We start from the raw sequence: 22,642 nt of genomic DNA on the forward strand, positions 1-22,642 counted from the left end.
CACCCCCGGGCGGCGATGCAGATCCTCCGGCACGCCCAGTTCGCCATCACGATGGAGATCTACACGGTGGTGTCCTCGGCGGCCACCCGCGACGCCCTCAAGCGACTCGGCAGCGCACTGGACCGATGACGCGGCTACTGCTGTACTTCGCTGCTGTACGAGCCATGCTGACGAAGACAGCGACCCTGCAAAGGGCCGCTGAACTGCGTAAGAGTGGGCCGCCAGGGACTCGAACCCTGAACCTATGGATTAAAAGTCCACAGCTCTGCCATTGAGCTAGCGGCCCGCGCGCTCAGGTTACCGGACACTGCGGGGATCGGGCTCGCGGCTGTCGAGCAGCCGTCGATGGCTGCTCGGTGGCCGGGTGGTGCCGGGTTGGCAGGATCGGCTCGGACGTCGGTTCGACAGGGGGAGGCGAGCGTGCCGGAAGGCGTACGGGTCGTGGTGCTGGCCGGGGGCGTGGCGGCCACGGGGCTGGTGGCGGGGCTGTTCTTCGCGTACGCCTGCTCGGTGATGCCGGGGTTGGCGGCGACCGACGATCGGACGCTGGTCGGCACGATGCAGTCGATCAACCGGAAGATCATCAACGGCTGGTTCATCTCGGTGTTCCTGGGTGGGCCGGTGCTGGTGGCGGTGGCGATCGTCGGGTACTTCGGTGACGGCGGGGCGGTGCTGTGGTGGTTGGTCGCCGCGCTGGCCCTGCACCTGGTGACGTTCGGTGTAACGGCGCGGTGCAACGTGCCGCTCAATGATCAGTTGGACGCCGCCGGGTCGGTCGACGGGATCACCGACCTGGCGGTGATCCGGCGTCGGTTCGAGGTGCCGTGGGTGCGCTGGAACCTGGTCCGGACGGGTAGCTCGGTCGGGGCCTTCGCCAGCTTGATCGGTGCGCTGCTGGCGCGGTGACGGGCTACGGACCGTCGGCCGGGTGGCCACGGCTTGAAAAGCGCGCCGGCGGATGAGGGCGCCGGGCGCGCAGGGCCGGGTCGGTCGGACGGCCGTCGGTGGACCGCCCGAGCGAGCCCGGAGCCAGGTGGGACGCGTGGAAAGCGACTGACCGGGTACGGACCGGACATGCGGATCGTGGTGGTGGGCGCGAGCGGCAACATGGGTACGGCACTGCTGCGTCGGTTGTGGCGTGAGCGCGGCGTGGAGATCGTCGGAGTGGCGCGGCGGCTGCCGCACGCGGGGGCCGGTGAGCCGTACGAGGGGGTGCGGTGGCACTCGTGCGACATCGGGCGGGCTGGTGCCGCCGACGAGTTGACCGAGGTGTTCGCCGGGGCGGACGCGGTGGTGCACCTGGCCTGGCAGATCCAGCCCAGCCACGACCGGCAGGTGTTGCGGCGTACCAACGTGGGCGGCAGCCGGGCGGTGGTGGACGCGGTGCTGCGGGCGGGCGTACCGGCGCTGGTGTACGCGTCGTCGGTGGGGGCGTACGCGCCGGGGCCGAAGGACCTGCCGATCAGCGAGCGGTGGCCGGCGACCGGGGTGGCCGCGTCGTCGTACAGCCGGGACAAGGCGGCGGTGGAGGAGACGCTCGACGGGATCGAGCGGACCCACCCGGGGTTGCGGGTGGTTCGCCTGCGGCCGGGGCTGATCTTCCAGCGGGAGGCGGGTACGGAGATCAGCCGCTACTTCCTCGGGCCGCTGGTGCCGGTGCGGCTGCTCCGGTTCGGGCGGCTGCCGTTGGTGCCGGCCAACCGTCGGCTGCGGATGCAGGCGGTGCACGCCGACGACGTGGCCGACGCGTACGCGCGGGCGATTCTGGGTGATGCGCGCGGCGCCTTCAACGTCGCCGCGGACCCGGTGTTGACGCCGGAGCTGGTGGCCCGGCACTTCCACGGCTGGACGGTGCCGGTGGCCGCCCCGGTGCTGCGGACGGCTGCCGCGCTGACCTGGCGGGCCCGGTTGCAACCGGTCGATGCGGGGTGGGTCGAGCTGGCGTTGAGCGCGCCATTGATGTCCAGCGAGCGGGCCGCGACCGAGCTGGGCTGGCGGCCACGGGTGGACGCGGTCACCGCGCTCAAGGAGTTGGTGGCCGGTATGGCCGAGCGCGCCCACACGGCCAGCCCGCCGCTCTCCGCCACCCCCGACCTGCCCGGCCGCCCCGCCGCCCTGCTCAAGGCCCGCCCCGCCGGCCAGGGCAACCCCTACTGACTCAGCGGACGGTGGAGGTGGTGATGGTGGGGGCGGAGCCGGCGCCCTGGTAGAAGATGCCGGGTTGGGTCTGGAAGCCGTGGCTGGGGTTGCGGCGCAGGGTCGAGTTCTCGATGCGCAGGGTGCCGGTGCGGTTGTTGCTGACGAAGAAGATCGCCCCGCCGCCCTCCTTGGCGTCGTTCCCCTCGATCACGGTGCCGGCGACGCGTACCGAGAACTCGTTGCCGTCGGTGTAGATCGCGCCGCCGCTGCCGCCGCCGGGGGTGCCGGAGCGGGCCGGGTTGGCGCCGGTGCCGACGGCGGCGTTGTCCCGCAGCACGCTGTTCAGGATGACCCAGGAGACGCCGATGCTGCTCAGTGCGCCGCCGTTGGCGCAGGAGCCGCCGGTGAAGGTGCTGTTGACCACGTACACGGGTTGGCCGTCGTGCTGGTCGAGGACGCGGATGGCGGCGCCGCCCACGTCGGGGCCGGTGCGGTCGCAGCGGTTGCCGACGAAGTGCGAGTCGACCACCTTGAGGCGGCCACCGCGTACGAAGATCGCGCCACCGCCGCCACCGTCGACGCGCTGGCCGGTGGAGTCGCCGTCGGCGAAGGTCAGGTTCTGCACGGTGAGCTGCGGGTGGTCCTGGTTCTGGCAGCGTGCGGTGGTCCAGCCCTGGAGGACGTCGCAGGTGTTCATGTAGAGGATGCGGCGCTTGCCCTGCCCACTGAGCGTGATCTTGCCGCCGCCGTCCAGCACCACCTTCGGGCCGTTGGCGTTGCGGACCTTCGCGGTCGCCGCCATCGTGATGGTCAGCGGGTCGGGGCCGCAGTCGAAGGTGATGATGCCGCCGGCCGCGACCGCCCGCACCACCGCTGCCGAGGTGCAACTGGCCGGGGTGCCGTCGCCGACGGTGCGGGTCGGGTTCGAGGTGTCGACCGCCTGGGCCACGGCGGGCACGGGTGCCGCGTCGGCCGGGGGCGCGCTGTCGCGTACGCCCGGACTGCCGGCCGCCCTGGTCGGGTCGGCAGCGGCGGCGGGGGTGCTGAGCGCGGCCTGGCCGGACGGGCTCGTCTCGGCACTCTGGTGCTGTCCGGGCGGTACCTCGGAGGTCGGCTCGGCAGGGTCGCCGCCGGACGCCGGCTGTTGGACGCTTCGCGGGTCGACGCGGGGTACGGACGGGCCGCCGCAGCCGGTCAGACCGACGGCGACACCGAGCGCGACCACGGGAACAAGGGATCTGAGACGCACCAGGTGATGCTAGAGCCTGTGCCGAGGTCCGCGACCGGTCGCGGACCCCGGGGTGACTTTCAGGCGGCCGGTACGTGGTGCAGGTGCCGGCGGCGGCGCAGTCGGACACTGAACACGCCCGCCACGGTCACGGTCAGCAACAGGGTGACCGCCAGCCCGTGCAGGACGCCCCGGGCCAGGTAGCCGTCGTCGACGTGGTCCACCGCCCAGGTGGCGATCTCCCGGCTGGACCAGAACGGGGTGAGTTTCGCGCCCTGACTGGCCGGGTCGAGCAGCATCTGCATCGCCACCACGGTGAGCAGCAGCAGGGTGCCCTCCAACTCGCGGGGGAGCAGGGCGCCGATCAGCATGCCGAACGGCGCGGCCACCGCCACGCAGCAGAGCATCGCCACGGCGATCCCGGCGTACCGCACGTTGGTCGTGTCGAAGACGGTGAGCAGGAAGAACGGCACGGCGATGGTCAGTCCGAGCGCCCACAGGCCGAGCATCCGGCCGAGGTACAGGTGGTGCGGCCGGTAGCCGGCGAGCCGGAGCCGGGGTTCCAGCTCGCGGGCGGCGCTGGTGGCGAAGAGCGCGGCGGTGCTGACCGCCCAACTGATGCCGAGGAACAGCGCCCGGATCGACTGCCCGACGTGCGAGTCCCGCCGGATCATCCAGAAGACCAACGGCATCAACAACAGGAGCAGGAGTACGCCCCGACGACGCGCCAGTTCCCGCAACGTCATCTCGGCGACGGTGGCCAGCCGCTTCACGCCCGACCTCCCTGTTCGGCGGAGGTCAGGTCGAGCACGACGTCGACCCGGTCGAGTTGGTTGAGCAGGTGCGTCACCACCACGATGGCCTTCCCCTCGTCGCGCAGCCGGGTCAACTGGTCCCAGAGGTTGACGTAACTGCCCTGGTCGAAGCCCTGGTACGGCTCGTCGAGCAGCAGCACGTCCGGTTGGGCGAGGGTGGACATGGTCAGGTTCAGCTTCTGGCGCGTACCGCCGGACAGGTGGCGGGCGAGCACGGCGCCCTCGGCGTCCCAGCCGAGGTTCCGGGCCGCCGCCCGACCGGCCCGCCGGGCGGGACCACGAGCCACGCCCTGACCGGCGCCGACCAGCACGAAGTGCTCGTCGGGGAGCAGGAAGTCGGCGGTGCCGCCCTGCTGGGGGCAGTAGCCGAGCCGGCCGGAGACGGTCACGTCACCGCTGTCCGGCGAGATCAACCCGGCGCAGATCCGCAGGAAGGTGCTCTTGCCGCAGCCGTTCGCACCGACCACGGCGGCGATCTGTCCGGCCCGTACGGTCAGCGAGGCGTCCCGCAGCACCGGACGCCGCCCGTACCGCTTGGTGATGCCCTTGGCGGCCAGCCGCACCGGCCCGGGACGCGGGCCGGGAGCGGTGCCGATGCTCTCCACGATCGCGGCGGCGTACGCCTGTGGCGGCCCGAAGATCTGCCACGGGTCGCCGCCACCCTCGCGCAGGTGTGTGGCGGCCTCGGCGACCACGTGCCGGGCGGCGTCGGTCGCCACCCGGCGCTGGTACAACTCGGCCGCGAACGCCCGCAGCCAGTCGTCGGAGTTCACCTCTCGACCCCCTTCGAGACGATGCCGGTCACCGGCGCCACGAACGTCAGCCAGGCGTTACCGCCATTGTGTAGCGCCGCCCGCCCGTCGTCGGTGAGCTGGTAGTACTTGCGGGCCGGTCCCGACCCGCCCTCCCGCCACTGCGCGGTGACCAGGCCGGTGCGCTGCAACCGCAGCAGCACCGGATAGAGCGTGCCGCCCTGGATCGGCCCGACGCCCGCGGCGTCGAGCGACTGGGCGAGCTGGTAGCCGTAGGACTCGCCCTCGCGCAGCAGGGCCAGCACGCAGAGGTCGAGCACACCTCGCAGCCACTGCCCACGACGATCGGGATCCACCCGCCGAACCCTAGTGGCGCTACCTAGATGGCACAACTACCTAGTTGGGCACGGAGGTGCCCCGGGACCGTTGCGGTCCCGAGGCGGCGGCGGCTCAGCCCGGCACGACGTCGGAGATCACCACGGTGACGTTGTCCGGCGCGCCGGCCTGGTGGGCCAGCTTCACCAACTGCTCACCGCACTGGTGGCGGTCGGTGTGCAGGCTCAGCGCGGCGGAGATCGCATCGTCGGTCACGTAGTCGGAAAGCCCGTCACTGCACAGCAGCAGCCGGTCACCGGCCACCACGGTCACCGAACCCATCGTCGGCGGCGCGTCCGCCCCCTGCACCGCACGCGTCACCAACGACCGCTGCGGATGGTGCCGGGCCTGCTCCGGGGTCAGCGTCCCCTGGTCGACGAGCGCCTGCACGAACGTGTCGTCCCGGGTCAACTGCCGCAGCTTGCCCTCCCGCAGCAGGTAGCAGCGCGAGTCACCGACCTGCGCCAGCACCAGCGTGTCGCCCGCGAGCAGGGCGGCCGTGAGCGTGGTGCCCATGCCGTCCCGGGCGGGCTCGGCGGCGATCGCCGCGTGGATGCGTTGGTTGGCGGTGCTCACCACGGCCCGCAGCGCGTCGGTGGCGGCGTCCGGGACGGTGGGCGGGATCAGCTCGTCCAGGATCCGGATGACGATCTCGCTGGCGACCTCACCGGCGGGCAGCCCACCCATGCCGTCGGCCACCGCGACGAGGCGCTCACCAGCGAGCGCGGAGTCCTCGTTGTTGGTGCGGACCAGGCCGATGTCGTTGAGGATGGCCGAGCGGAGGATCAGCGTCATGGGTCAAGCTTGCCAAGAACACCCTTCCCGCGTCTCTACGCACTACTGCGTAGGGTTGAGGAATGTTGCCGATGTCCATGGTCGGGCGCGCCGACGAGCTGGCTGAGCTGGGCCGGACGTGGTCCACCGTGGCTGGTCGGAGGCGTCGAACACCGGCCGTCGTGGTGGTCACCGGGGGTGCGGGCGTCGGCAAGAGCCTGTTGGTCGCCGCCGCACTGGACGAACTCACTCCGCGACCGGCGGTGGTGCTCAGCGGCGCCGCCCGGGTGCACAGTCCGGCACCGTACGACTGGCTGGCCGCCGTGCTCAGCGGACGCGACCCGGACCGGCTCGACCTGCCGGCCGACACCGTGCCGCCCGACGCGCTGGCCTGGCTCGCCCAACAACCCACCGCACCCCGTGAGCGCTACGCCCCCGACACGCTGCTGCGTCTCGCCGTACGGGCCGTCCGGGTGCTGGTCGGCACCGGCCCGGCCGTCCTCGTGGTCGAGGATCTGCACGCGCTCGACCCGGCCAGCCTCAACCTGATCGGCGAACTGGCCACCGCCACCAGCCTTCCTGCCCTGCTGGTGGTGGCCACCCGACCCGCCGCGCACGCGGTCACCCCGGAACTCGCCGGCCGCACCCTGGCGCGCCTCTGCGGCGTACCCGGGGCGGTACGCCAGCACCTCGGGCCGCTGCGCCCGGTCGAGGTGGCCGAGGTGCTGACCCAGGTGTACCCCGGCCACCCGCTGCCCGGCCGACTGGTACGCGGTGTCTGGCGGAGCACCGGCGGCAACCCGTACGCGCTCACCGAGCTGCTCGCCGCGTACTCGGGACAGCCGCCCGAGGCGCTGCTCTCCCCGGCCGACGTCCCGCCCGCGTTCGACGTACGGCCCCGGTCTCGCGGTCGAGGTGTCCCGCCGGCCGAGCGTGGGTCCGGCGCGTCGACGGCCGCGCCGGTGTCCGAGGCGTCGACGGCCGGCGGTGGTCCGGCGGCGGGGGTGTCGGGCGGGTCGGGCTTGTCGGTCGAGTTGACCGGGCGGGAGGTGGAGGTGCTCGACTGCCTGGTCGCCGGGATGTCCAACAAGCAGGTGGCCCGCACACTGGGCATCTCGGTGCGGACGGTCACCGTGCACGTGTCCAACCTGCTGCGCAAGACCGGCTCGGCCTCGCGTACCGAGGTGGCGCTCTGGGCGGTACGCCAACGGCTCGCCGAACCCACCCCCGCCGAGATGTAAGGAGGGGACCCTTCCTATACACGAGGCGTTAGTAGGGGTCCCCTCCTTACACCCGGGGGTAGCGCAGGAGCAGGCTGGCGGCTACCTCCTCGTCGCCTACGGCGGCGTACAGGTGCGGTACGTCGGACGTCCAGCGCAGGTGACCACCGGCGGCGGCGGTCAGCGGCGCGTCGACCGGGCCGGCGCGTAGCACCCCGGCGAAGACGGTGATGTGCTCGGTCACCCCGGGTTGGTGCGCGGGGGAGAGCTGGCCGGGGCCGGGCGCCACCCGCAGCCGGTACAGCTCGTACGTGGCGTCCGAGTCGTCGAAGACCTCCAGCAACGTCGCGCTGACCGCCGCGCCGCGTACGGTCGGCCCGGCCGACGGCCCGGAGAGCACTGCGGTCAGCGGTACGCCGAGCTGCGCGGTGATCGCGTACAGCGTCTCCAGGGTGGGGTTGCGGACGCCGTTCTCCAGTCCGGAGAGCGTCGCCTTGCCCACCCCGGCCAGCCGGGACAGCGCGGAGAGCGAGATCCCGCGTGCCTCGCGGAGGGCGCGGACCCGGTGACCGATCGCGACGGTGTCCGAATCTGGTGGTGGCTGCGACACCCCGCTATGGTGCTACACGCCGCTGTTCCGTAAACGGAACGGTTGGGAAGGGGTGGGTCATGGCGGGACGGACACAGCCGATCCTCGCGGGAGTGGTGACCGCACTGGTCGGGTTCGCCAGCTCGTTCACGGTGGTGCTGGCCGGGTTGCGGGCGGCCGGCGCGAGCGAGGCGCAGGCCGCCTCCGGGCTGCTCGTCCTCTGCGTCGCGTCCGGGCTCTGCGCCGCCTGGCTCGGCCTGCGACACCGGATGCCGCTGAGCATCGCCTGGTCCACACCCGGTGCGGCGCTGCTCATCGCGACCGGCCCGATCCCCGGTGGTTGGCCGGTCGCCGTCGGCGCGTTCCTCGTCTCGGGCCTGCTCATCGTCGCCGCCGGCCTGTTCCCGGTGCTCGGCCGCGCCGTCGCCGCGATCCCCAAACCCATCGCCGGGGCCATGCTCGCCGGGGTGTTGCTGCCGCTCTGCACCGCACCGGTACGCGCCCTCGTCGACGTGCCGCACCTCGCCGCTCCGGTGCTGATCTCCTGGTTGGTGCTGCACCGCTTCGCCCGGCGCTGGGCGGTCCCCGGGGCGCTGGTGGTCGCGGCCGGCGCGATCGCGCTGACCACCTCCGGCGGCGGCACCGGCGGACTGCGCCCGGTGTTCGAGCTGACCGCACCGGCGTGGAGCCTGTCGGCGCTGATCGGTGTGGCGCTCCCGCTGTTCCTGGTGACCATGGCCGCGCAGAACGTGCCCGGCACCGCCGTCCTGGTCGGCTACGGCTACCGGCCCCCGCTCGGCTCGGCGCTTCGGACCACGGGACTGGCCAGCATCGCCATCGCGCCCGCCGGTGGCCACGCGGTCAACCTGGCGGCGATCACCGCCGCACTGGCCGCCGGACCGGACGCACACCCCGACCCGGACCGCCGCTGGATCGCCTCGGTGACCGCCGGCATCGGGCTGGCGCTGCTCGGCCTGGGTGCCGGGGCGGTCACCACGCTCGTCGGCTGGGCGCCCCCCGTACTGATCGAGGCGGTCGCCGGACTGGCCCTGCTCGGCGCGCTGGCGACCGCCCTGACCGCCGCGCTGGCCGACCCCACGGTCAGGGAGGCCGCCGTGGTGACCCTGGTGGTCACCGCCTCCGGGGTGTCGCTGATCGGCATCGGCGGCGCGTTCTGGGGCCTGGTGGCCGGCTGCCTGATGCTGCTCCTCTTCCGCTCCCGCCGCCCCACGCCGACGCCGTCGACCCCGGCCGCCGAGCCCGTCGCATTCGCTTCCGCCAGGGAGCCCGCCGCGTCTGCCTCGACCGTGCCGCCCGGGTCCGCTCCGGCCGGGGAGTCCGTGCCCGGGTCGGTTCCGGCCGGGGAGTTCGCGCCGGGGTCCGTTCCGGCCGGGGAGTTCGCGCCGGGGTCTGCTCCGACCGAGGAGTTCGCGCCCGGGTCCGTTCCGGCCGGGGGGTTCGCGCCGGCAGCAGAGTCCGGCCCGGCTGCGGAATCCGCGCCGGCCGCTGTTCCTGGGCAGACTCGGAAGTCGTGAGCGGCGCCGGGGCGTAGGCGGGGGTCAGTCCTCCGCGGGGAGGTCGGCGGCGAGGACGTCGAGCCGGACCTCTCCGTCGACGACGGTGTTGATCTGGTCGGCCAGCACGTAGACGGCGCCGGTGGGGACCAGTTCGGTGGAGACCTTCAGATAGCCGGTACGCAGCAGGCGGGCGGCCAGGTCCGCAGGTACGTCGGGTTCCTCGGTGGCAGCGGACTCGATCAGCTCGTCCAGGCTGCTGCCGGGATCGGCGGTCGGCGCCTGCACGGTCACGGCGTTCGGGTCACCGCGCTGGACGAGGTCCACCGTGCCGACGTCGAGGCCGGCGGCGTCCACCACCCGCATGCCGGTGGTGACCCGCGAGACGGTGGCCTGTTGATCGATGCCCTGCTGCTCCATACCCCGCGCGGTTCCCGCCCCCCACTCCCCCTAAACCACCCACCCCCCACCCCACCCACCCCACTCCACCCACTCCTCTGCTCCGCCTCTGCTCCGTCTCTGCTCCGTTGATCAAGAAGTTCGGGTCGCGTTCGCGGCGGTGGCAGCGCGAAAACTTCTTGATCAACGCGGGCTGAAGGCAGCAACGCGGGCCGGGGGCGGCAACGCGGGCCGGGGGCGGCAACGCGGGCCGGGGGACAGCGGGGCGGGCCGGGGGGCAGCGGGGGCGGCGGGTTAGCGGGGTGGGGAGTGGTGGTCGGTGGGGGTGGTCCAGGGGGATGGGGGGCGGGGGGAGAGTTCGCGCCAGGTGTCGGGGCCCTGGAGCAGCGCGCGTACCGTTTCCTCGGCGTCGTCGACGGTGTCGTACTCGTAGAACCGGGATGCGCCCTCGGCTCCGCCGGCACGCTGTTCCACGTACCAGCGGTCGGCGTCCACTCGGAGGAAGACGTCCCGCCGGGCCAGCCGCCCCCATTTCCCGTTCCACCAGTGCTTTCGCTGCTCCATGGCGGGACTCTATCGAACATGTGTTCGACATGGAGCGGCCCCTGCGGGATTCCCACAGGGGCCGATGTGCGGGTGCCGGGTTCAGCGCCCGGTGGGCGGTTCCTCCCGGCGGCCGAGCACGTCGTCCAGGGCGCCGCGCTGCTGAGCCGGGGTGGTCCGGCCGGAGGCGACCAGGGCGTCCCGGATCTCGGTGAGCAGCTTGACCTCCTCGCTCGGCGCCGAGGGCGGCGGCTCCTCGCCCCGCTTGCGGCGCTCGGCCAACTTGTTCATCGGGAAGACGACCAGGAAGTACAGCGCCGCTGCGGTGAGCAGGAACGTGATCAGCGCGTTGACGAAGGCGACCCAGTCGAACGGGATGCCCCGAAAAGTTGGCGCCGAGCCCTCGATGCCCTTGTTGCTTCCCGTGATCAGCACCACGAAGACGCGGATCAGCGGTTCCAGGAACGACTTGGTGAGCTGCGTGACCACGCCGGTGAACGCGGCTCCGATGACGACGCCGACCGCGAGGTCGACGACGTTGCCGCGCATGATGAAGTCTTTGAAGCCCTTGAGCATCCGTACTCCTGAGGTGTCCGGTATTTCGTCGAGGACAACCTATGCCTTGGGTGCGGACTCCAGGAAAGTGCCGGCCTCCCGGGCCGCAAGCTCCGGGTCACCGGCCCGGATGGCGGCCACCAGGCGGCCGTGGTCGACGTGCCGGTCCGGTGTCAGGGCGTCGCCCATGGCCTGCGTGACGGTGCTGCGCAGGGCGGTGGCGACCGAGGCGTACAGCTCGGCGAGCATGCCGTTGTGCGCCGCCGCGACGACGGCGGTGTGCAGCGCGACGTCGGCCTCGACGAACTCGGCGACCTCGCCGCCGCGCCAGGCCGCCTCGCGGGCCGCCAGCGCGGCGTCGAGGGCGGCCAGGTCCTCGGCGGTACGTCGGCGCGCGGCGAGCCGGGCGGCCTCCACCTCGAAGGCACGGCGTACCTCGATCACCTCGGTCATCCGGTCGTCGGTGAGGCGGCGGGCCACCACGGGTGCCAGTTCGTCGGTGGAGAGCACGTAGGTCCCGGAGCCCTGCCGGCACTCCAGCACCCCGGCGTGGGCCAGGGCCCGAACCGCCTCGCGGACCGTGTTGCGCCCCACGCCGAGATCCTCGACGAGTTGCGGCTCGGTCGGGATGCGGCTGCCCACCGGCCATTCGCCGGCCATGATCCGTCGCCGCAGTCGGGTGATGGTCTCGTTCGTCCGTCGGCCCCGGGGCGGGATGGCGGAATCAATCGCTGGTGGCACTGGTTACAGCCACTCGCAGGAATTCATCCCATGATTGTAGGTTCGAGGTCATGACTCCGCCAACCGCCGGCACCCCCGCCCCCACTGCCCCGACCGCCGGCGCCGCACCCGCCGCGAGCGGGGACGGTCCGACCGGGGACGGGCCGGTGGGTGGGTCGGAGCGGGCGCGTACCGGATGGCTGCTGCTGGTCGGGATGTTGCTGGTGGCGCTGAACCTGCGGGCCGCGATGACCAGCCTCGGCGCACTGCTCGACGAGGTACGCGTCGGATTGGCGCTCTCCGGCACGATGGCGGGCGTCGTCACCACCCTGCCGGCGGTGGCGTTCGCGGGGCTGGGCGCGACCACGCCGTGGCTGGTCCGGCGACTCTCCGCGCCGCGACTGCTGGTGCTGGCGATGATCGCGCTCACCGTCGGGCAGGCGCTGCGGGTGCTCACCGACTCCGCCGTGGTGTTCCTGGTTACCAGCGCGCTCGCGCTGGCCGGGATCGCGGTGGCGAACATCCTGCTGCCGATGCTGGTCAAGCAGTACTTCCCGCACCGGACCGGCCTGATCACCGGGGTGTACATGATGACGTTGACCGCGGGGGCGACGGCGGCGGCCGCGGCTGCGGTGCCGGTGGCGCACGCCTTCGGCTCGTGGCGCGCCGGACTCGGTGTCTGGGCGGCGCTCGCGGCGGTGGCCGTACTCCCGTGGTTGCCGGCGGCGCTGCGGACCGGTGGGGCCGCGCGGCGGGTGGGTCGGCACGGCGGCCGGGCCCGCGTCCGGATCAGCCCCGGGCGGACCCGGCTCGGCTGGGCGATGGCGCTGTACTTCGGTGCGCAGTCGCTGAGCGCGTACGCGATCATGGGCTGGCTGGCCGTGCTGTTCCGGGACGCCGGTTTCCGGCCGCAGGACGCCGGCCTGCTGCTGGCCGGGGTGACCGCGCTCGGGGTGCCGATCGCGTTGCTGATGCCGACGCTGGCCGGCCGCCTGGGCGACCTGCGGCTGCTGGTGCTGGCGTTGACCGCCGCCTCCAGCGTGGCCTATCTGGGGCTGGCGTTCGCGCCGCATGGCGGGGCGTTGCTCTGGGTGGTGCTGCTGGCGCTGGGGCAGGGCGCGTTCCCGCTCATCCTGGCCACCATCGGGCTGCGTGCCCGGACGGCCGACGGCACGGTCGCGTTGTCGGCCTTCACGCAGAGCGTCGGATACCTCATCGCGGCGCTCGGGCCGCTGCTGGTCGGGATCCTGCACGAGTCCACCGGCGGCTGGACCGCGCCTCTCGGTTTCCTACTGGTCGCACTCGCGGTGCAGACCGGGGCGGGAATCGTCATCGCTCGCCCTCGATACATCGAGGACGAGCGAGGCCCGGCCGTGGCCGGTGGGTAACGCGGTGGGGTCAGGAGGAGGTGGGGGTGGGTTCCCCCGCGACCGCCTGGTCGACCGTCGGATAGGTGTGCAGGACCTCCACGAGGCCACTCACCTCGAGGATGCGCAGCACGCCTCGTTGCGGCGCGGCCAGCCGGACCACTCCGCCGGCCTCGTCGGAGCTGTTCTTCGCGCGGACGAACACCGACAGACCGGTGGAATCGCAGAACGAGACCTCCGACAGGTCGAACACGAGGCGGCTGCGCCCCTTGTCGAGCAGGTCGGTGATCTGGTCCTGCAGTTGCGGTGCGGTGGCCATGTCCAGTTCGCCTGCGACCGCCACCACGACCACGTCACCGCGTTGCTCCGTGTGCACCGTCAGGGACATATGCCAGACCTCCTGTTTATCGGAGGAACGGTATCCCACACGGGGGCCGGTACGCAGAACGGGAGCACGATGAGGTGTCCACCGTCATTCCCTTGCTTCGCGACAAGTAGTTTGAGGGCCTGCGGTGATAGAGTCCGGCCGGTCCAGGTCTAGGGGGGGTAGTGCGATGGCGTTGAGCGCTGACGAGAGTGGTCGCTTGGCCGACCTGCTCACCAGTCAGGCCGGACAGATCGTCCAGCGGTGGACCGAGGTCCTCGCCGCACAGTTGCGGGGCCGGCTCAGCCAGGCCGAACTGGTCCGGCAGGTGCAGGAACTGCACCGGGCACTGGTGGACGCGCTCGGCAAGGGCGTGGGCGACCTCGCCGCCGAGGAGGCCACCGAGCTGCGGGCCATTCTCGCCGAGGTCTCCCGTGGGCAGGCCCGGCAGGGCTTCACCGCCACCGAGACCGCCAGCGGCGTGTTCGCCCTCAAGGAGGCCCTGCTCGCGGTCATGGAGACCGAACAGGGCGCCGGCACCCTGCGGGACTACGTCGCCTTCTCGGCGCTGGTCGACCAGATGGGCCTGTTCACCTTCGAGACCTTCGTCCGCACCCGCGAGAGCCTGATCGCCGACCAGGCGGAGCAGCTTCTGGAGCTGTCCACCCCGGTGGTCAAGCTCTGGGAGGGCGTGGTGGCGGTGCCGCTGGTCGGCACGCTCGACTCGGCCCGCGCCCAGGTGGTGATGGAACGGCTGCTGCAGACCCTGGTCGACACCGGCTCGCCGTACGCGATCATCGACATCACCGGCGTACCGGCGGTGGACACCCAGGTCGCCCAGCACATCCTGAAGACCGTGGTGGCGGCCCGCCTGATGGGTGCCGACTGCATCATCTCCGGCATCCGGCCGCAGATCGCCCAGACCATCGTCGCGCTCGGCATCGAGTTCGGCGACATCGCCACCAAGGCGAGCCTCGCCGACGCGCTGCGGCACGTGCTGCGGCTCACCGGCGTCGAGGCGAACCGACGCCAGCCCCGCCGGGAGGCCTGATGGAGCGGGTGCCGATTCTCAAGATCGGCGACATCCTGCTGGTCTCCATCCAGCTCGACATGTCCGATCAGACGGCCGTGGCCCTCCAGGAGGACCTGGCCGAGCGGATCGTCGCCACCGGCTGCCACGGCGTGATCATCGACATCACCGCGCTGGACATCGTCGACTCCTTCGTCGGCCGGATGCTCTCCACCATCGCCTCCATCTCTCGGGTGCTGGACGCCGAGACGGTGGTGGTCGGGATGCGTCCGGCGGTCGCCATCACCCTGGTCGAACTGGGTCTGTCGCTCAACGGCATCCGGACCGCCCTGAACGTCGAGCGCGGGATGGAACTCATCGCGGCCGACCGGGCCTACGACGACTACGACGACGACTTGCACGACGGGCCGGATCCCGAGCCGACGGCGTCGCCATGACCAGCGGCGTCGACCTGGGGCGTCCCCAGGCGCAGACGGTCGGCAGCGACGAGGACGTGGTACGCGTCCGGCAACTGGTGCGTACCGTGGCGGTGGCGGTCAAGCTGTCGCTGGTCGACCAGACCAAGGTGGTCACCGCCGCCAGCGAGCTGGCCCGGAACACACTGGTGTACGGCGGTGGCGGCACGGTCGAGGTCTCCGCCGTCGACAACGGCCGCCGGTCCGGCATCACGATCGTCTTCGCGGACGACGGCCCGGGCATCGTCGACCTGGATCTCGCACTGACCGACGGCTACACCACCGGTGGCGGCCTCGGTCTCGGCCTCAGCGGCGCCCGGCGGCTGGTGGACGAGTTCGACATCCAGACCGCGCCGGGGCAGGGCACTCGGATCACGATCACCAAGTGGTCCCGGTGACCGCCGCGCCGGTCTCCGACCGGGGCACCTGGTACCGCGTGGAGAACGGCAGCGCTGGCAGCGCCGTGCGGCGGGCGGCCGAGCGCCTGGGGGAGCAACTGGCGCTGCCCGAGGGCCGGATCGCCGACCTGGCCATCGTCGCCGCCGAGCTGACCAGCAATCTGATCAAGCACGCCGACGACGGCGTACTGCTGCTCCGGCCGGTACGCCGCGAGTTGGACGCCGGTGTCGAGATGATCGCCCTGGACTCCGGGCCCGGCATGGCCGACCTGGCGCACTCCGCGCGGGACGGACACTCCACGACCGGCACCCTCGGCATCGGCCTGGGCGCCATCGTGCGACAGGCGAGCTGGTTCGATGCGTACTCCTGGCCGGGGCGGGGCACCGTCATCGCGGTACGCGTGTTCGACGGCGCGGACACCGCCCCCTCCTGGGTCGGCGGGCTGACCCGGCCGCTGACCGGCGAGACGGTCAGCGGGGACGGCTACGCCTGGCGGATCGTCGGCGATCGCCGGCAGGTGTTGGTCAGCGACGGTCTCGGGCACGGCCCGCTGGCGGCTGCGGCCACCGACGCCGCGCTCGCCGCGTTCCGCAGCGCCCCGGCCGCCGCCCCGGCCGAGGTGGTCGGGCACCTGCACCGAACGCTGTCGCACACCCGTGGCGTCGCGCTCGCGGTGGCCGAGCCGGACCCGGCGGGCGCGGTGCTGCGGTACGCCGGGCTGGGCAACATCTCCGGCGTGCTCATCGACGCGGACGGCCGGCGGCGCGGCCTGGTCTCGCTGCCCGGCATCGCCGGGCACCAGCGACCCACGATCCGGCAGTACGACTACCCGTTCGGCCCGGACAGCCTGCTGGTGATGCACTCCGACGGAGTGGTGGACCGCTGGCGGATCGAGGACTACCCCGGTCTCGTCGGGCGGTCGCCGCTGGTGACGGCCGCCACCCTGCTGCGTGACGCCGGCACCCGGCGCGACGACGCCGGGGTGCTGGTGGCGAGGTCCTGGTCATGAGCGTCGCCTCGCTGATGCAGATGGCGCTCCGGGTCGAACAGGACATCTTCGTGGCCCGGCAACGGGGCCGTGAGGTGGCCGGCGCAATCGGCCTGGAGCACCAGGACCAGGTCCGGATCGCCACCGCGATCAGCGAGGTGGCCCGGGACCTGCTGCGGGCCGTCGGTGGAGCGGACGTGTTCTTCGCCGTCGCCGACACCGTGGACGGCCGCCACCACCTGCGTATCGACCTCGTCCCGGTGGCGCCGCTGCCGGACGGGCGTTACCAGCCCGAGTCCGGTGCGGTGGCGCGTCTGGTGGACACACTCAGCGTGGTTGCCGAGAAGCAAGTTACGGTCGTGAGGATGTCGCGACGAATCCCGGCCACCGCGCAGGCGCTCACCTCCGAGCGTCTCGCCCAGTTGCGCGCCCAACTCGCTCAGAGCGCGCCGGGCACTGCGGAGGAGGAACTCGCCACCCAGAACACGCAGCTCATCGCCGCTCTCGACGAGGTACGCACCCAGCGCGACGAACTGGCCCGGCTCAACGAGGAACTGGAACAGACCAACCGTGGCGTGATGGCGCTGTACCACCAGCTCACCGACGAGTTGGAGGCGACCAACCGGGGCGTGGTGGCGCTCTATGCGGAGTTGGACGAGAAGTCGGCGCAGTTGCGTGCCGCGAGCGAGTCCAAGACGCGGTTCCTGGCGAACGTCAGCCACGAGCTGCGGGCCCCGGTCACCGCGATCATCGGGCTGGGCCGGTTGCTGGACGATTCCGCCTCCGACCCGCTCACCAGTGAGCAGGAGCGCCAGGTCGGCCTGATCCGTGACTCCGCCTCGGATCTGCTGTCCCTGGTCAACGAACTGCTCGACCTGGCCAAGGCGGAGTCCGGCCGGATCGAGCCGGCCATCGCGGACGTGGACCTCAAGGCCCTCTTCGGGCAGTTGCGGGGCACCCTACGGGCGCTTCCCACCGCCGGTGACGTGGCGCTGGTGGTGGAGGAACCGCCGACACCGGCCACCGTGCGGACCGACGAGGTGCTGCTCGCTCAGGTGCTGCGCAACCTGCTGCACAACGGGTTGAAGTTCACCGCCGAAGGCGAGGTGCGGATGCGCGCCGAGCGGCACGACGGTGGCTGGCGACTCTCCGTATCGGACACCGGACCGGGGATCCCCGCAGAGCTGCACGAGCGGGTGTTCGAGGAGTTCTATCAGGCACCCGGCCCGACCCGGTTGGGCGGCACCGGCCTCGGCCTGCCGTACGCCCGGCGGCTGGTGGCCCTGCTGGGCGGCACCCTCGACCTGGCCAGCGAGCCCGGCCGGGGCAGCACCTTCACGGTCTCGCTGCCGGCAGACGGAGCCTGACGTGGACGGCGCCGCGACAGTGCTGGTGGTCGACGACAGTCGGACCAAGCGCTACCTGTTGGTGAGCTGGCTGACCCGGGCCGGTTTCACCGTGCTGGAGGCCGAGACGGGCGGCGAGGCGTTGCGCCGCGTCGGGGTGGAGCCGGTCGACCTGGTGGTGCTCGACGTCCGGCTACCGGACATGAGCGGCTTCGAGGTCTGCGAGCAGCTCAAGTCGGCGCACCCGGCGCTACCGGTGATCCACGTGTCCGCGCACGCGATCGACACCGCCGACCGCACCCAGGGGCTGACCCGGGGCGCGGACGCCTACCTGGCGGAGCCGATCGAGCCGGAGGAACTGGTCGCCACCGCCCACGCCGTACTGCGCTACTACCAGGCGCGACAACGGGCCGAACTACTCGCCGAACGTCTCACCGGGTTGGCCGACACCACCCTGGCGGTGCACTCCGCGCCGAACTTCGCCCGGCTGCTGGAGTCGGCGGCGACGGGTGCCGCCGAGATCTTCAAGAGCCCGGCCGCGGTCATCGCCGAGACCTTCGACGGTGACTGCCTGGCCGGGGTCTCCACCGGTCCCGGTGCCGAGGGCCTCATCGTGCCCTGGGTGGTCGACGACACCGGCGTACCGACCGGCACCGTCGTCACCGTGCAGGATCCCGCCGGCTGGGCGCTCGCCGACTGGCCGACCGACGACACGGTCACGGTGGCCGCCGCCCGGCTGCGCGAGGACCGCGCGCCGATCTACGTCGTGGTCCCCACCGGCACCCAGACCGCCCGTACGCCGGTGCTGGTCCAACTCGCGCAGGCGGTGGCGTCGGCGGCGGAGGCGCAGCGCTCCTTCGACGAGGAGCACCGCATCGCGGTGACCCTGCAACGCAGCCTCCTGCCACGGCGCATCCCCGAGATCGCCGGGCTCGACCTGGCCGTCCGATACGAGCCGGCCAGCGCCCGGACCGAGGTGGGCGGCGACTTCTACGAGCTGGTGATGCTCGACGGCCACCTGCTGCTGGCCATCGGCGACGTGGCGGGCCACTCGCTGCACGCGGCGACGGTGATGGCCGAGCTGCGGCACGCGGTGCGGGCGTACGCGGTGGAGGGCCACCAGCCGGGCGAGATCCTGCACCGGGTCAACGAGTTGATGCGGACGCTGCTGCCCAACGAACTGGCGACTATCTGCGTGCTGCTGCTGGACCCGTCCACCGGACACGTCCGGCTGGCCAGTGCCGGGCACCTGCCGCCGCTGATCAATCAGGACGGCAAGGTCGAGTACGTGCAGCACTCCGCGCCACTGCTCGGCGTACGCGCGCCCCGCCCGGCGGACCTGGAGTTCGTCCTGCCGGCCGGTGCGACGATCGTCTTCTACACCGACGGGTTGATCGAGCGGCGGGACGCCACCATCGACGACGGGTTGGCCGCACTGTCGGCCAGTGCGTCCCGCGTCGACGACGACCTGGACCGCTTCTGCGAGCGCCTGCTCGTCGAACTCGCTCCGCACGAGATCCAGGACGACGTCGCCGTCGTCGTCCTTCGTCGTCGCTGAGACGTTCCTGAGGGGCGATCTACCCCTGCTCGTCGTCGTCCGTCTGACGTGGCTGCCGGTACTGGCGGATGTACTCCTCGACGTCCGCGCGTAGCCAGATCTTGCCGACCGACAACACCTGGTAGGGCTGCGGGAAGTTCGGATGCGCGGCGATCTGGCGGAAGCGGGATCGCCCCACGCCGAGCATCGCCAGGATCTCGCCAGCGGCCACCAGAGGCCCAGGCCCACGGTCCTTGCCCATGCCAAGGAAGGTAGGCGCACGATTGCCTGCCAATGTAAGCGCGCATGAGTAGGTACGCCTTTAGAGGCGCGCCAACATTGACAGGGGGGCGGGTGTCGGGTTGGAATCGGGGTAGGCCCCTCGGCTGCTGGAGGCCGAGCCCGGTGGCCGAGGGTTTGCCGCCCGCCTCGCCCCGGGAGGAGCCCCGAATGACGCAACGGCACGCCCCCGTCAAACCCCTCTGGTTCTGTGCCGCCTGCGCGCACGGCTGGCCGTGTGCGCAGGCCCGAGTCGAGTTGGCGGCCGACTACGGCCCCGGTCGACTGCTCGCGCTGGACATGGCCGATCTGCTCCGGGAGGCGACCGCCGACCTGACCCGGCTCGGAGCACCACCCGAGCCGATGTACTTCCACGTCCGCTTCCTCGGCTGGATCCGCAAGCCGACCCGATGAGCGCTCCGCTCGGCTCGCGGGGTCGCTTGACGGGTGCTATTCGCTGAGTGAATAGTGGACTCGTGTCCACGCCACACGTCCTGCTCGGGCTGCTCGCCACCGGCACCATGCACGGGTACGAGCTGAAGCGCGCGTACGACGAGCGGTTGCCGCAGGCCCGCCCGTTGGCGTTCGGTCAGGTCTACGCGACGTTGAACCGGCTACTCCGGGACGGCCTGGTGGTCCCGGCGGGACAGGAACGTCTCGCCGGGCCGGACCGCACCGCCTACGCGCTGACTGACGAGGGGCGGGCGGCACTGGACCAGTGGTTGGGCACCGTCGAGCCACCCATGCCGCACGTCAACAGCGCGCTGTTCGCGAAGGTGGTGGTGGCGCTGCTGGACGCCGACGCGGACCGGGCCCGGACGTACCTCGTCGCGCAGCGGCGGGCCCACACCGATCGGCTCCGCGAGCTGACCGCGCTCAAGACGGCACCGGAGGCCACCGTCGACGACGTCGTGGCAGCCGACTACGCCATCGCCCATCTCGACGCCGACCTGCGCTGGCTGCGCACCACCCTGGAGCGGGTCGCCGACTGGCACCGGGAGGTGCACTCGTGACGCAACTTCAGGCACGCGCGCTGGTCAGGTCGTACGGGCCGACACCCGCACTTCGCGGCCTCACCCTCGACGTCGCCGAGGGCGAGATCGTCGCGGTGACCGGGCCGAGCGGCTGCGGCAAGTCCACCCTGCTGCACTGCCTGGCGGGCATCCTGCGGCCCGACGCCGGTGAGGTGACCTGGCGCGATCACCGGATCGACACCTGGTCCGAGGCGGCCCGGTCGCGCCTGCGGCGTACCGAGTTCGGGGTGTTGTTCCAGTTCGGTCAGCTCGTTCCGGAGCTGACGGCGGCGGAGAACGTCGCGCTTCCGCTACTGCTCGCCGGCACGGGGCGGCGAGCAGCGCGGACGGCGGCGCTCACCTGGCTCGACCGGTTGGGCGTGGCGGACTGCGCCGACGTGCGGCCGGGCGAGATGTCCGGCGGGCAACAGCAGCGCTGCGCCACCGCCCGCGCCCTGGTCACCGAGCCACGGGTGCTCTTCGCCGACGAGCCGACCGGGGCGCTGGACTCGCTCACCGGCGAGCAGGTGCTCACCGCACTGGTCCGGCTCACCCGCGAGCAGGGCACGGCGGTGGTGCTGGTGACCCACGAGCCCCGGATCGCCGCGTACGCCGACCGCGAGATCGTGATGCGCGACGGCGTGATCGACCACACCGGCCTGGGGCTGGACGCACCGCTGACCGGCGGCGCGAGGTGAGACCGGGGACGCTGGCCCGGCTGGCTCTGGCCGGTAACCGTACCGACGCCGCCCGGGTGGTCCTAACCGCGCTGAGCGCGACGCTGGCCGCGCTCGCCGGGCTGGCGGCGATGACCGTGCTGGCCATCGAGAAGCCGCCGGGCCACGACTGGGAGCAGTCCGAGCAGTACGCGAACGCGCTGCTGCGCGAGCCGGGACTGCGCGGCGGCACCGCCTTCGCGTTGCTGCTGCTGGCCGTACCCGTGCTGGCCCTGGCCGGGCAGAGTGCCCGGCTCGGTGCCCCGGCGCGGGACCGCCGCCTGGCCGCCCTGCGTCTGGCCGGCGCGACCCCCGGCCAGGTCACCCGGGTCGCGATGCTGGAGACCGGCCTCGCCGCGCTGGTCGGGACGCTGGTCGGACTGGCGGCGTACCTCGGCGGGCGGGAGCTGCTCCACCGCCCGGACGCCCAGGGCCAGCTCGCCCTGCCCACCGACGTGCTGCCCTCGGTGCCGGCCATCGCGGCGGTGACGCTGGGGCTGCCGGTGCTCGCGGCGGCGGGCACCGCGCTGCTGCTGCGCCGGGTCACCACCACGCCGTTGGGCGTGTTCCGGCGGGCCGGTCGGACCCGGTCACCCCGACCGTGGCCGGCGCTGCTCATCGGGGTCGGGGTGCTGGCCGCCGCGCTGGTCGAGCCGCTGCGGCAGGCCCTCGAAGGCGTCGGTACGGACTGGATCGCGATCCTGTTCACCCTCGGCCTCTTCGCCGCCGTGATGGGGGTGGTGCTCGGGACCGGCTGGCTGTCGTACGCGGCCGGGCGGCTGCTGCACCGACTCGCCCGAGGACCGGCGACGCTGCTGGCCGCCCGGCGGTTGACCGACGACCCGTGGACCAGCAGCCGGACCTTCGCGGCGCTGCTGGCCAGCGTGCTCATCGGTGCCGGTGCGGCGGGGTTCCGCGCCTACTTCCAGCTTCGGCAGCGGATCGAACAGGAGGAGAGCCTGGCGGCCGGGTTGGGTGGCTCGGTCGACGGAGGTCGATCGTTCTATCTGAACACCATGGACCTGATCGACCTGGCCGTCCTCGTGGCGGTCGCCATCGCCACGGCGGGCCTGCTGGTCACGCTGGTGGAGGGCATCGTCTCCCGCCGTCGGGCGTACGCCGCGCTGGTGGCCACCGGGGTGCCCCGGGCCACCATCGGCACCTCGATCCTCATCCAGGTGCTGGCACCGGTGGTGCCCGCCGTGCTGCTCGCGGTCGGCGTCGGGTACTCGATCGGGCGGCTGTTCAGCGGTGACGTGGTCAGCGGCGGCTACACCCAGGAGGTGTGCCGGGCCGCTGTGGAGCTGTGCCAGGATCCGGCCACCCGCCCGTACCACGTCGAGTTCGTCGCACTCGAACGCGTGATCCGCACGCCGGACGTACCGCTCGACCAGCTCGCCCTGGTCGGTGGCGGCGCGCTGCTCGCGGTGCTGGTCACGGTCGGGCTGGGGATGCTGTTCCTAAGGGCCAACACGACGATGGAGGAACTGCGCGCCACCTGAGACGGCGTCCACCATGGCCCAGG

At 72.4% G+C, this 22,642-nt stretch carries 27 protein-coding genes, 1 tRNA gene and 1 pseudogene; 16 read left to right on the forward strand and 13 right to left on the reverse strand.

The annotated features are described in order from the left end of the window. Positions 1 to 129: pseudogene (locus ACWDVW_RS16965) on the forward strand (site-specific integrase); the annotation flags it as partial. Positions 130 to 214: 85 nt separating this feature from the next. Here the strand turns inward: ACWDVW_RS16965 and ACWDVW_RS16970 are convergent. Further along, a tRNA-Lys gene (locus tag ACWDVW_RS16970) sits at positions 215 to 286 on the reverse strand. Positions 287 to 420: 134 nt separating this feature from the next. Between ACWDVW_RS16970 and ACWDVW_RS16975 the strand changes: the two genes are divergently transcribed. Both ACWDVW_RS16975 and ACWDVW_RS16980 read left to right on the forward strand, forming a co-directional pair. Then, positions 421 to 906, forward strand: coding sequence for an anthrone oxygenase family protein (locus ACWDVW_RS16975; protein ID WP_449949535.1), 486 nt, complete (start codon positions 421 to 423; stop codon positions 904 to 906). A 168-nt stretch (positions 907 to 1,074) separates the two neighbouring features. Then, the gene (locus ACWDVW_RS16980) at positions 1,075 to 2,157 is read left to right on the forward strand and encodes an NAD-dependent epimerase/dehydratase family protein (RefSeq protein ID WP_449949538.1); all 1,083 of its coding nucleotides are present in this window, start codon (positions 1,075 to 1,077) and stop codon (positions 2,155 to 2,157) included. Position 2,158: 1 nt separating this feature from the next. Here the strand turns inward: ACWDVW_RS16980 and ACWDVW_RS16985 are convergent, their stop codons facing one another. The 5 genes from ACWDVW_RS16985 to ACWDVW_RS17005 all read right to left on the reverse strand — a co-directional run bounded on the left by ACWDVW_RS16985 (position 2,159) and on the right by ACWDVW_RS17005 (position 6,104). After that, positions 2,159 to 3,388, reverse strand: coding sequence for a hypothetical protein (locus ACWDVW_RS16985; protein ID WP_449949541.1), 1,230 nt, complete (start codon positions 3,386 to 3,388; stop codon positions 2,159 to 2,161). 59 nt (positions 3,389 to 3,447) lie between these two features. Continuing rightward, complete coding sequence (locus ACWDVW_RS16990; RefSeq protein WP_449949544.1) at positions 3,448 to 4,140, reverse strand: ABC transporter permease; 693 nt, start codon at positions 4,138 to 4,140, stop codon at positions 3,448 to 3,450. Next, on the reverse strand, positions 4,137 to 4,955 hold the full coding sequence (locus ACWDVW_RS16995) for an ATP-binding cassette domain-containing protein (RefSeq protein ID WP_449949547.1): 819 nt from the start codon (positions 4,953 to 4,955) through the stop codon (positions 4,137 to 4,139). Before ACWDVW_RS16995 ends, ACWDVW_RS16990 begins: the two co-directional genes overlap by 4 nt. Further along, complete coding sequence (locus ACWDVW_RS17000) at positions 4,952 to 5,290, reverse strand: PadR family transcriptional regulator (protein WP_117229357.1); 339 nt, start codon at positions 5,288 to 5,290, stop codon at positions 4,952 to 4,954. Before ACWDVW_RS17000 ends, ACWDVW_RS16995 begins: the two co-directional genes overlap by 4 nt. Before the next feature lie 94 nt (positions 5,291 to 5,384). Then, positions 5,385 to 6,104 (reverse strand): PP2C family protein-serine/threonine phosphatase, encoded by a 720-nt coding sequence (locus ACWDVW_RS17005; protein WP_449949550.1) that lies wholly within the window; start codon positions 6,102 to 6,104, stop codon positions 5,385 to 5,387. A gap of 62 nt (positions 6,105 to 6,166) precedes the next feature. Here ACWDVW_RS17005 and ACWDVW_RS17010 point away from each other — a divergent pair, with 62 nt between their 5' ends. Then, positions 6,167 to 7,324 (forward strand): AAA family ATPase, encoded by a 1,158-nt coding sequence (locus ACWDVW_RS17010; protein ID WP_449949553.1) that lies wholly within the window; start codon positions 6,167 to 6,169, stop codon positions 7,322 to 7,324. Positions 7,325 to 7,370: 46 nt separating this feature from the next. Here the strand turns inward: ACWDVW_RS17010 and ACWDVW_RS17015 are convergent, their stop codons facing one another. Then, on the reverse strand, positions 7,371 to 7,913 hold the full coding sequence (locus tag ACWDVW_RS17015) for a helix-turn-helix domain-containing protein (protein ID WP_449949556.1): 543 nt from the start codon (positions 7,911 to 7,913) through the stop codon (positions 7,371 to 7,373). Positions 7,914 to 7,972: 59 nt separating this feature from the next. Here ACWDVW_RS17015 and ACWDVW_RS17020 point away from each other — a divergent pair, with 59 nt between their 5' ends. Beyond that, positions 7,973 to 9,427 (forward strand): benzoate/H(+) symporter BenE family transporter, encoded by a 1,455-nt coding sequence (locus ACWDVW_RS17020; protein ID WP_449949558.1) that lies wholly within the window; start codon positions 7,973 to 7,975, stop codon positions 9,425 to 9,427. 24 nt (positions 9,428 to 9,451) lie between these two features. Here the strand turns inward: ACWDVW_RS17020 and ACWDVW_RS17025 are convergent, their stop codons facing one another. From ACWDVW_RS17025 to ACWDVW_RS17040, 4 genes are all read right to left on the reverse strand, one after another. Then, entirely contained in the window at positions 9,452 to 9,826 is a 375-nt protein-coding gene (locus ACWDVW_RS17025; protein ID WP_449949561.1) for a hypothetical protein, read from the reverse strand. Between the two features lie 273 nt (positions 9,827 to 10,099). Then, positions 10,100 to 10,369: a hypothetical protein gene (locus tag ACWDVW_RS17030; protein ID WP_449949564.1), complete on the reverse strand. Its 270-nt coding sequence runs from the start codon at positions 10,367 to 10,369 to the stop codon at positions 10,100 to 10,102. A gap of 81 nt (positions 10,370 to 10,450) precedes the next feature. Next, a complete protein-coding gene (mscL, locus tag ACWDVW_RS17035; RefSeq protein ID WP_449949567.1) occupies positions 10,451 to 10,924 on the reverse strand; it encodes a large conductance mechanosensitive channel protein MscL in 474 nt (157 codons plus the stop codon). A 39-nt stretch (positions 10,925 to 10,963) separates the two neighbouring features. Continuing rightward, positions 10,964 to 11,644 carry a FadR/GntR family transcriptional regulator gene (locus tag ACWDVW_RS17040; RefSeq protein ID WP_449949569.1) on the reverse strand — a complete coding sequence of 227 codons (681 nt, stop codon included), beginning with the start codon at positions 11,642 to 11,644 and terminating at the stop codon, positions 10,964 to 10,966. Positions 11,645 to 11,694: 50 nt separating this feature from the next. Here ACWDVW_RS17040 and ACWDVW_RS17045 point away from each other — a divergent pair, with 50 nt between their 5' ends. Next, positions 11,695 to 13,011: an MFS transporter gene (locus ACWDVW_RS17045; RefSeq protein WP_449949572.1), complete on the forward strand. Its 1,317-nt coding sequence runs from the start codon at positions 11,695 to 11,697 to the stop codon at positions 13,009 to 13,011. A gap of 10 nt (positions 13,012 to 13,021) precedes the next feature. Here ACWDVW_RS17045 and ACWDVW_RS17050 read toward each other — a convergent pair whose 3' ends face one another. Then, on the reverse strand, positions 13,022 to 13,378 hold the full coding sequence (locus ACWDVW_RS17050) for an STAS domain-containing protein (RefSeq protein WP_396741258.1): 357 nt from the start codon (positions 13,376 to 13,378) through the stop codon (positions 13,022 to 13,024). Positions 13,379 to 13,544: 166 nt separating this feature from the next. On the opposite strand from ACWDVW_RS17050, the gene ACWDVW_RS17055 reads away from it, so the two are divergent. The 6 genes from ACWDVW_RS17055 to ACWDVW_RS17080 are packed head-to-tail and all read left to right on the forward strand — an operon-like array spanning position 13,545 to position 19,130. Then, positions 13,545 to 14,405, forward strand: a complete 861-nt coding sequence (locus ACWDVW_RS17055) for an STAS domain-containing protein (protein WP_449949575.1) — start codon at positions 13,545 to 13,547, stop codon at positions 14,403 to 14,405. Then, the gene (locus ACWDVW_RS17060) at positions 14,405 to 14,821 is read left to right on the forward strand and encodes an STAS domain-containing protein (RefSeq protein ID WP_449949577.1); all 417 of its coding nucleotides are present in this window, start codon (positions 14,405 to 14,407) and stop codon (positions 14,819 to 14,821) included. Before ACWDVW_RS17055 ends, ACWDVW_RS17060 begins: the two co-directional genes overlap by 1 nt. Further along, positions 14,818 to 15,237 (forward strand): ATP-binding protein, encoded by a 420-nt coding sequence (locus ACWDVW_RS17065; protein ID WP_449949580.1) that lies wholly within the window; start codon positions 14,818 to 14,820, stop codon positions 15,235 to 15,237. Before ACWDVW_RS17060 ends, ACWDVW_RS17065 begins: the two co-directional genes overlap by 4 nt. Next, a complete protein-coding gene (locus ACWDVW_RS17070) occupies positions 15,225 to 16,247 on the forward strand; it encodes an ATP-binding SpoIIE family protein phosphatase (protein ID WP_449949583.1) in 1,023 nt (340 codons plus the stop codon). The genes ACWDVW_RS17065 and ACWDVW_RS17070 overlap by 13 nt, the downstream gene beginning before the upstream one ends. Beyond that, complete coding sequence (locus tag ACWDVW_RS17075) at positions 16,244 to 17,593, forward strand: ATP-binding protein (protein ID WP_449949586.1); 1,350 nt, start codon at positions 16,244 to 16,246, stop codon at positions 17,591 to 17,593. Before ACWDVW_RS17070 ends, ACWDVW_RS17075 begins: the two co-directional genes overlap by 4 nt. Before the next feature lies 1 nt (position 17,594). Next, positions 17,595 to 19,130 carry a SpoIIE family protein phosphatase gene (locus ACWDVW_RS17080; protein ID WP_449949588.1) on the forward strand — a complete coding sequence of 512 codons (1,536 nt, stop codon included), beginning with the start codon at positions 17,595 to 17,597 and terminating at the stop codon, positions 19,128 to 19,130. 19 nt (positions 19,131 to 19,149) lie between these two features. Here the strand turns inward: ACWDVW_RS17080 and ACWDVW_RS17085 are convergent, their stop codons facing one another. After that, entirely contained in the window at positions 19,150 to 19,371 is a 222-nt protein-coding gene (locus ACWDVW_RS17085; protein ID WP_396741244.1) for a helix-turn-helix transcriptional regulator, read from the reverse strand. A gap of 188 nt (positions 19,372 to 19,559) precedes the next feature. Between ACWDVW_RS17085 and ACWDVW_RS17090 the strand changes: the two genes are divergently transcribed. The 4 genes from ACWDVW_RS17090 to ACWDVW_RS17105 all read left to right on the forward strand — a co-directional run bounded on the left by ACWDVW_RS17090 (position 19,560) and on the right by ACWDVW_RS17105 (position 22,619). Next, on the forward strand, positions 19,560 to 19,802 hold the full coding sequence (locus tag ACWDVW_RS17090; RefSeq protein ID WP_449949592.1) for a flavin reductase: 243 nt from the start codon (positions 19,560 to 19,562) through the stop codon (positions 19,800 to 19,802). 62 nt (positions 19,803 to 19,864) lie between these two features. Then, on the forward strand, positions 19,865 to 20,401 hold the full coding sequence (locus ACWDVW_RS17095) for a PadR family transcriptional regulator (RefSeq protein ID WP_449949595.1): 537 nt from the start codon (positions 19,865 to 19,867) through the stop codon (positions 20,399 to 20,401). Then, a complete protein-coding gene (locus ACWDVW_RS17100) occupies positions 20,398 to 21,099 on the forward strand; it encodes an ABC transporter ATP-binding protein (protein WP_449949598.1) in 702 nt (233 codons plus the stop codon). The genes ACWDVW_RS17095 and ACWDVW_RS17100 overlap by 4 nt, the downstream gene beginning before the upstream one ends. Continuing rightward, on the forward strand, positions 21,096 to 22,619 hold the full coding sequence (locus tag ACWDVW_RS17105) for an FtsX-like permease family protein (RefSeq protein WP_449949601.1): 1,524 nt from the start codon (positions 21,096 to 21,098) through the stop codon (positions 22,617 to 22,619). Before ACWDVW_RS17100 ends, ACWDVW_RS17105 begins: the two co-directional genes overlap by 4 nt. The last annotated feature ends 23 nt before the right edge of the window (positions 22,620 to 22,642 follow it).

It is taken from the genome of Micromonospora sp. NPDC003241 (assembly GCF_053589795.1).

Excerpts from the sequence above, each read along its gene's own strand:
- ACWDVW_RS17010 (WP_449949553.1), top strand. The coding sequence starts at position 6,167 with ATGTTGCCGATGTCCATGGTCGGGCGCGCCGACGAGCTGGCTGAGCTG.
- ACWDVW_RS17075 (WP_449949586.1), top strand. The coding sequence starts at position 16,244 with ATGAGCGTCGCCTCGCTGATGCAGATGGCGCTCCGGGTCGAACAGGAC.
- ACWDVW_RS17060 (WP_449949577.1), top strand. The coding sequence starts at position 14,405 with ATGGAGCGGGTGCCGATTCTCAAGATCGGCGACATCCTGCTGGTCTCC.
- ACWDVW_RS17030 (WP_449949564.1), bottom strand. The coding sequence starts at position 10,369 with ATGGAGCAGCGAAAGCACTGGTGGAACGGGAAATGGGGGCGGCTGGCC.
- ACWDVW_RS17090 (WP_449949592.1), top strand. The coding sequence starts at position 19,560 with ATGACGCAACGGCACGCCCCCGTCAAACCCCTCTGGTTCTGTGCCGCC.
- mscL (WP_449949567.1), bottom strand. The coding sequence starts at position 10,924 with ATGCTCAAGGGCTTCAAAGACTTCATCATGCGCGGCAACGTCGTCGAC.
- ACWDVW_RS17045 (WP_449949572.1), top strand. The coding sequence starts at position 11,695 with ATGACTCCGCCAACCGCCGGCACCCCCGCCCCCACTGCCCCGACCGCC.
- ACWDVW_RS17005 (WP_449949550.1), bottom strand. The coding sequence starts at position 6,104 with ATGACGCTGATCCTCCGCTCGGCCATCCTCAACGACATCGGCCTGGTC.
- ACWDVW_RS17020 (WP_449949558.1), top strand. The coding sequence starts at position 7,973 with ATGGCGGGACGGACACAGCCGATCCTCGCGGGAGTGGTGACCGCACTG.
- ACWDVW_RS16980 (WP_449949538.1), top strand. The coding sequence starts at position 1,075 with ATGCGGATCGTGGTGGTGGGCGCGAGCGGCAACATGGGTACGGCACTG.
- ACWDVW_RS17050 (WP_396741258.1), bottom strand. The coding sequence starts at position 13,378 with ATGTCCCTGACGGTGCACACGGAGCAACGCGGTGACGTGGTCGTGGTG.
- ACWDVW_RS17065 (WP_449949580.1), top strand. The coding sequence starts at position 14,818 with ATGACCAGCGGCGTCGACCTGGGGCGTCCCCAGGCGCAGACGGTCGGC.
- ACWDVW_RS17055 (WP_449949575.1), top strand. The coding sequence starts at position 13,545 with ATGGCGTTGAGCGCTGACGAGAGTGGTCGCTTGGCCGACCTGCTCACC.
- ACWDVW_RS17025 (WP_449949561.1), bottom strand. The coding sequence starts at position 9,826 with ATGGAGCAGCAGGGCATCGATCAACAGGCCACCGTCTCGCGGGTCACC.
- ACWDVW_RS17085 (WP_396741244.1), bottom strand. The coding sequence starts at position 19,371 with ATGGGCAAGGACCGTGGGCCTGGGCCTCTGGTGGCCGCTGGCGAGATC.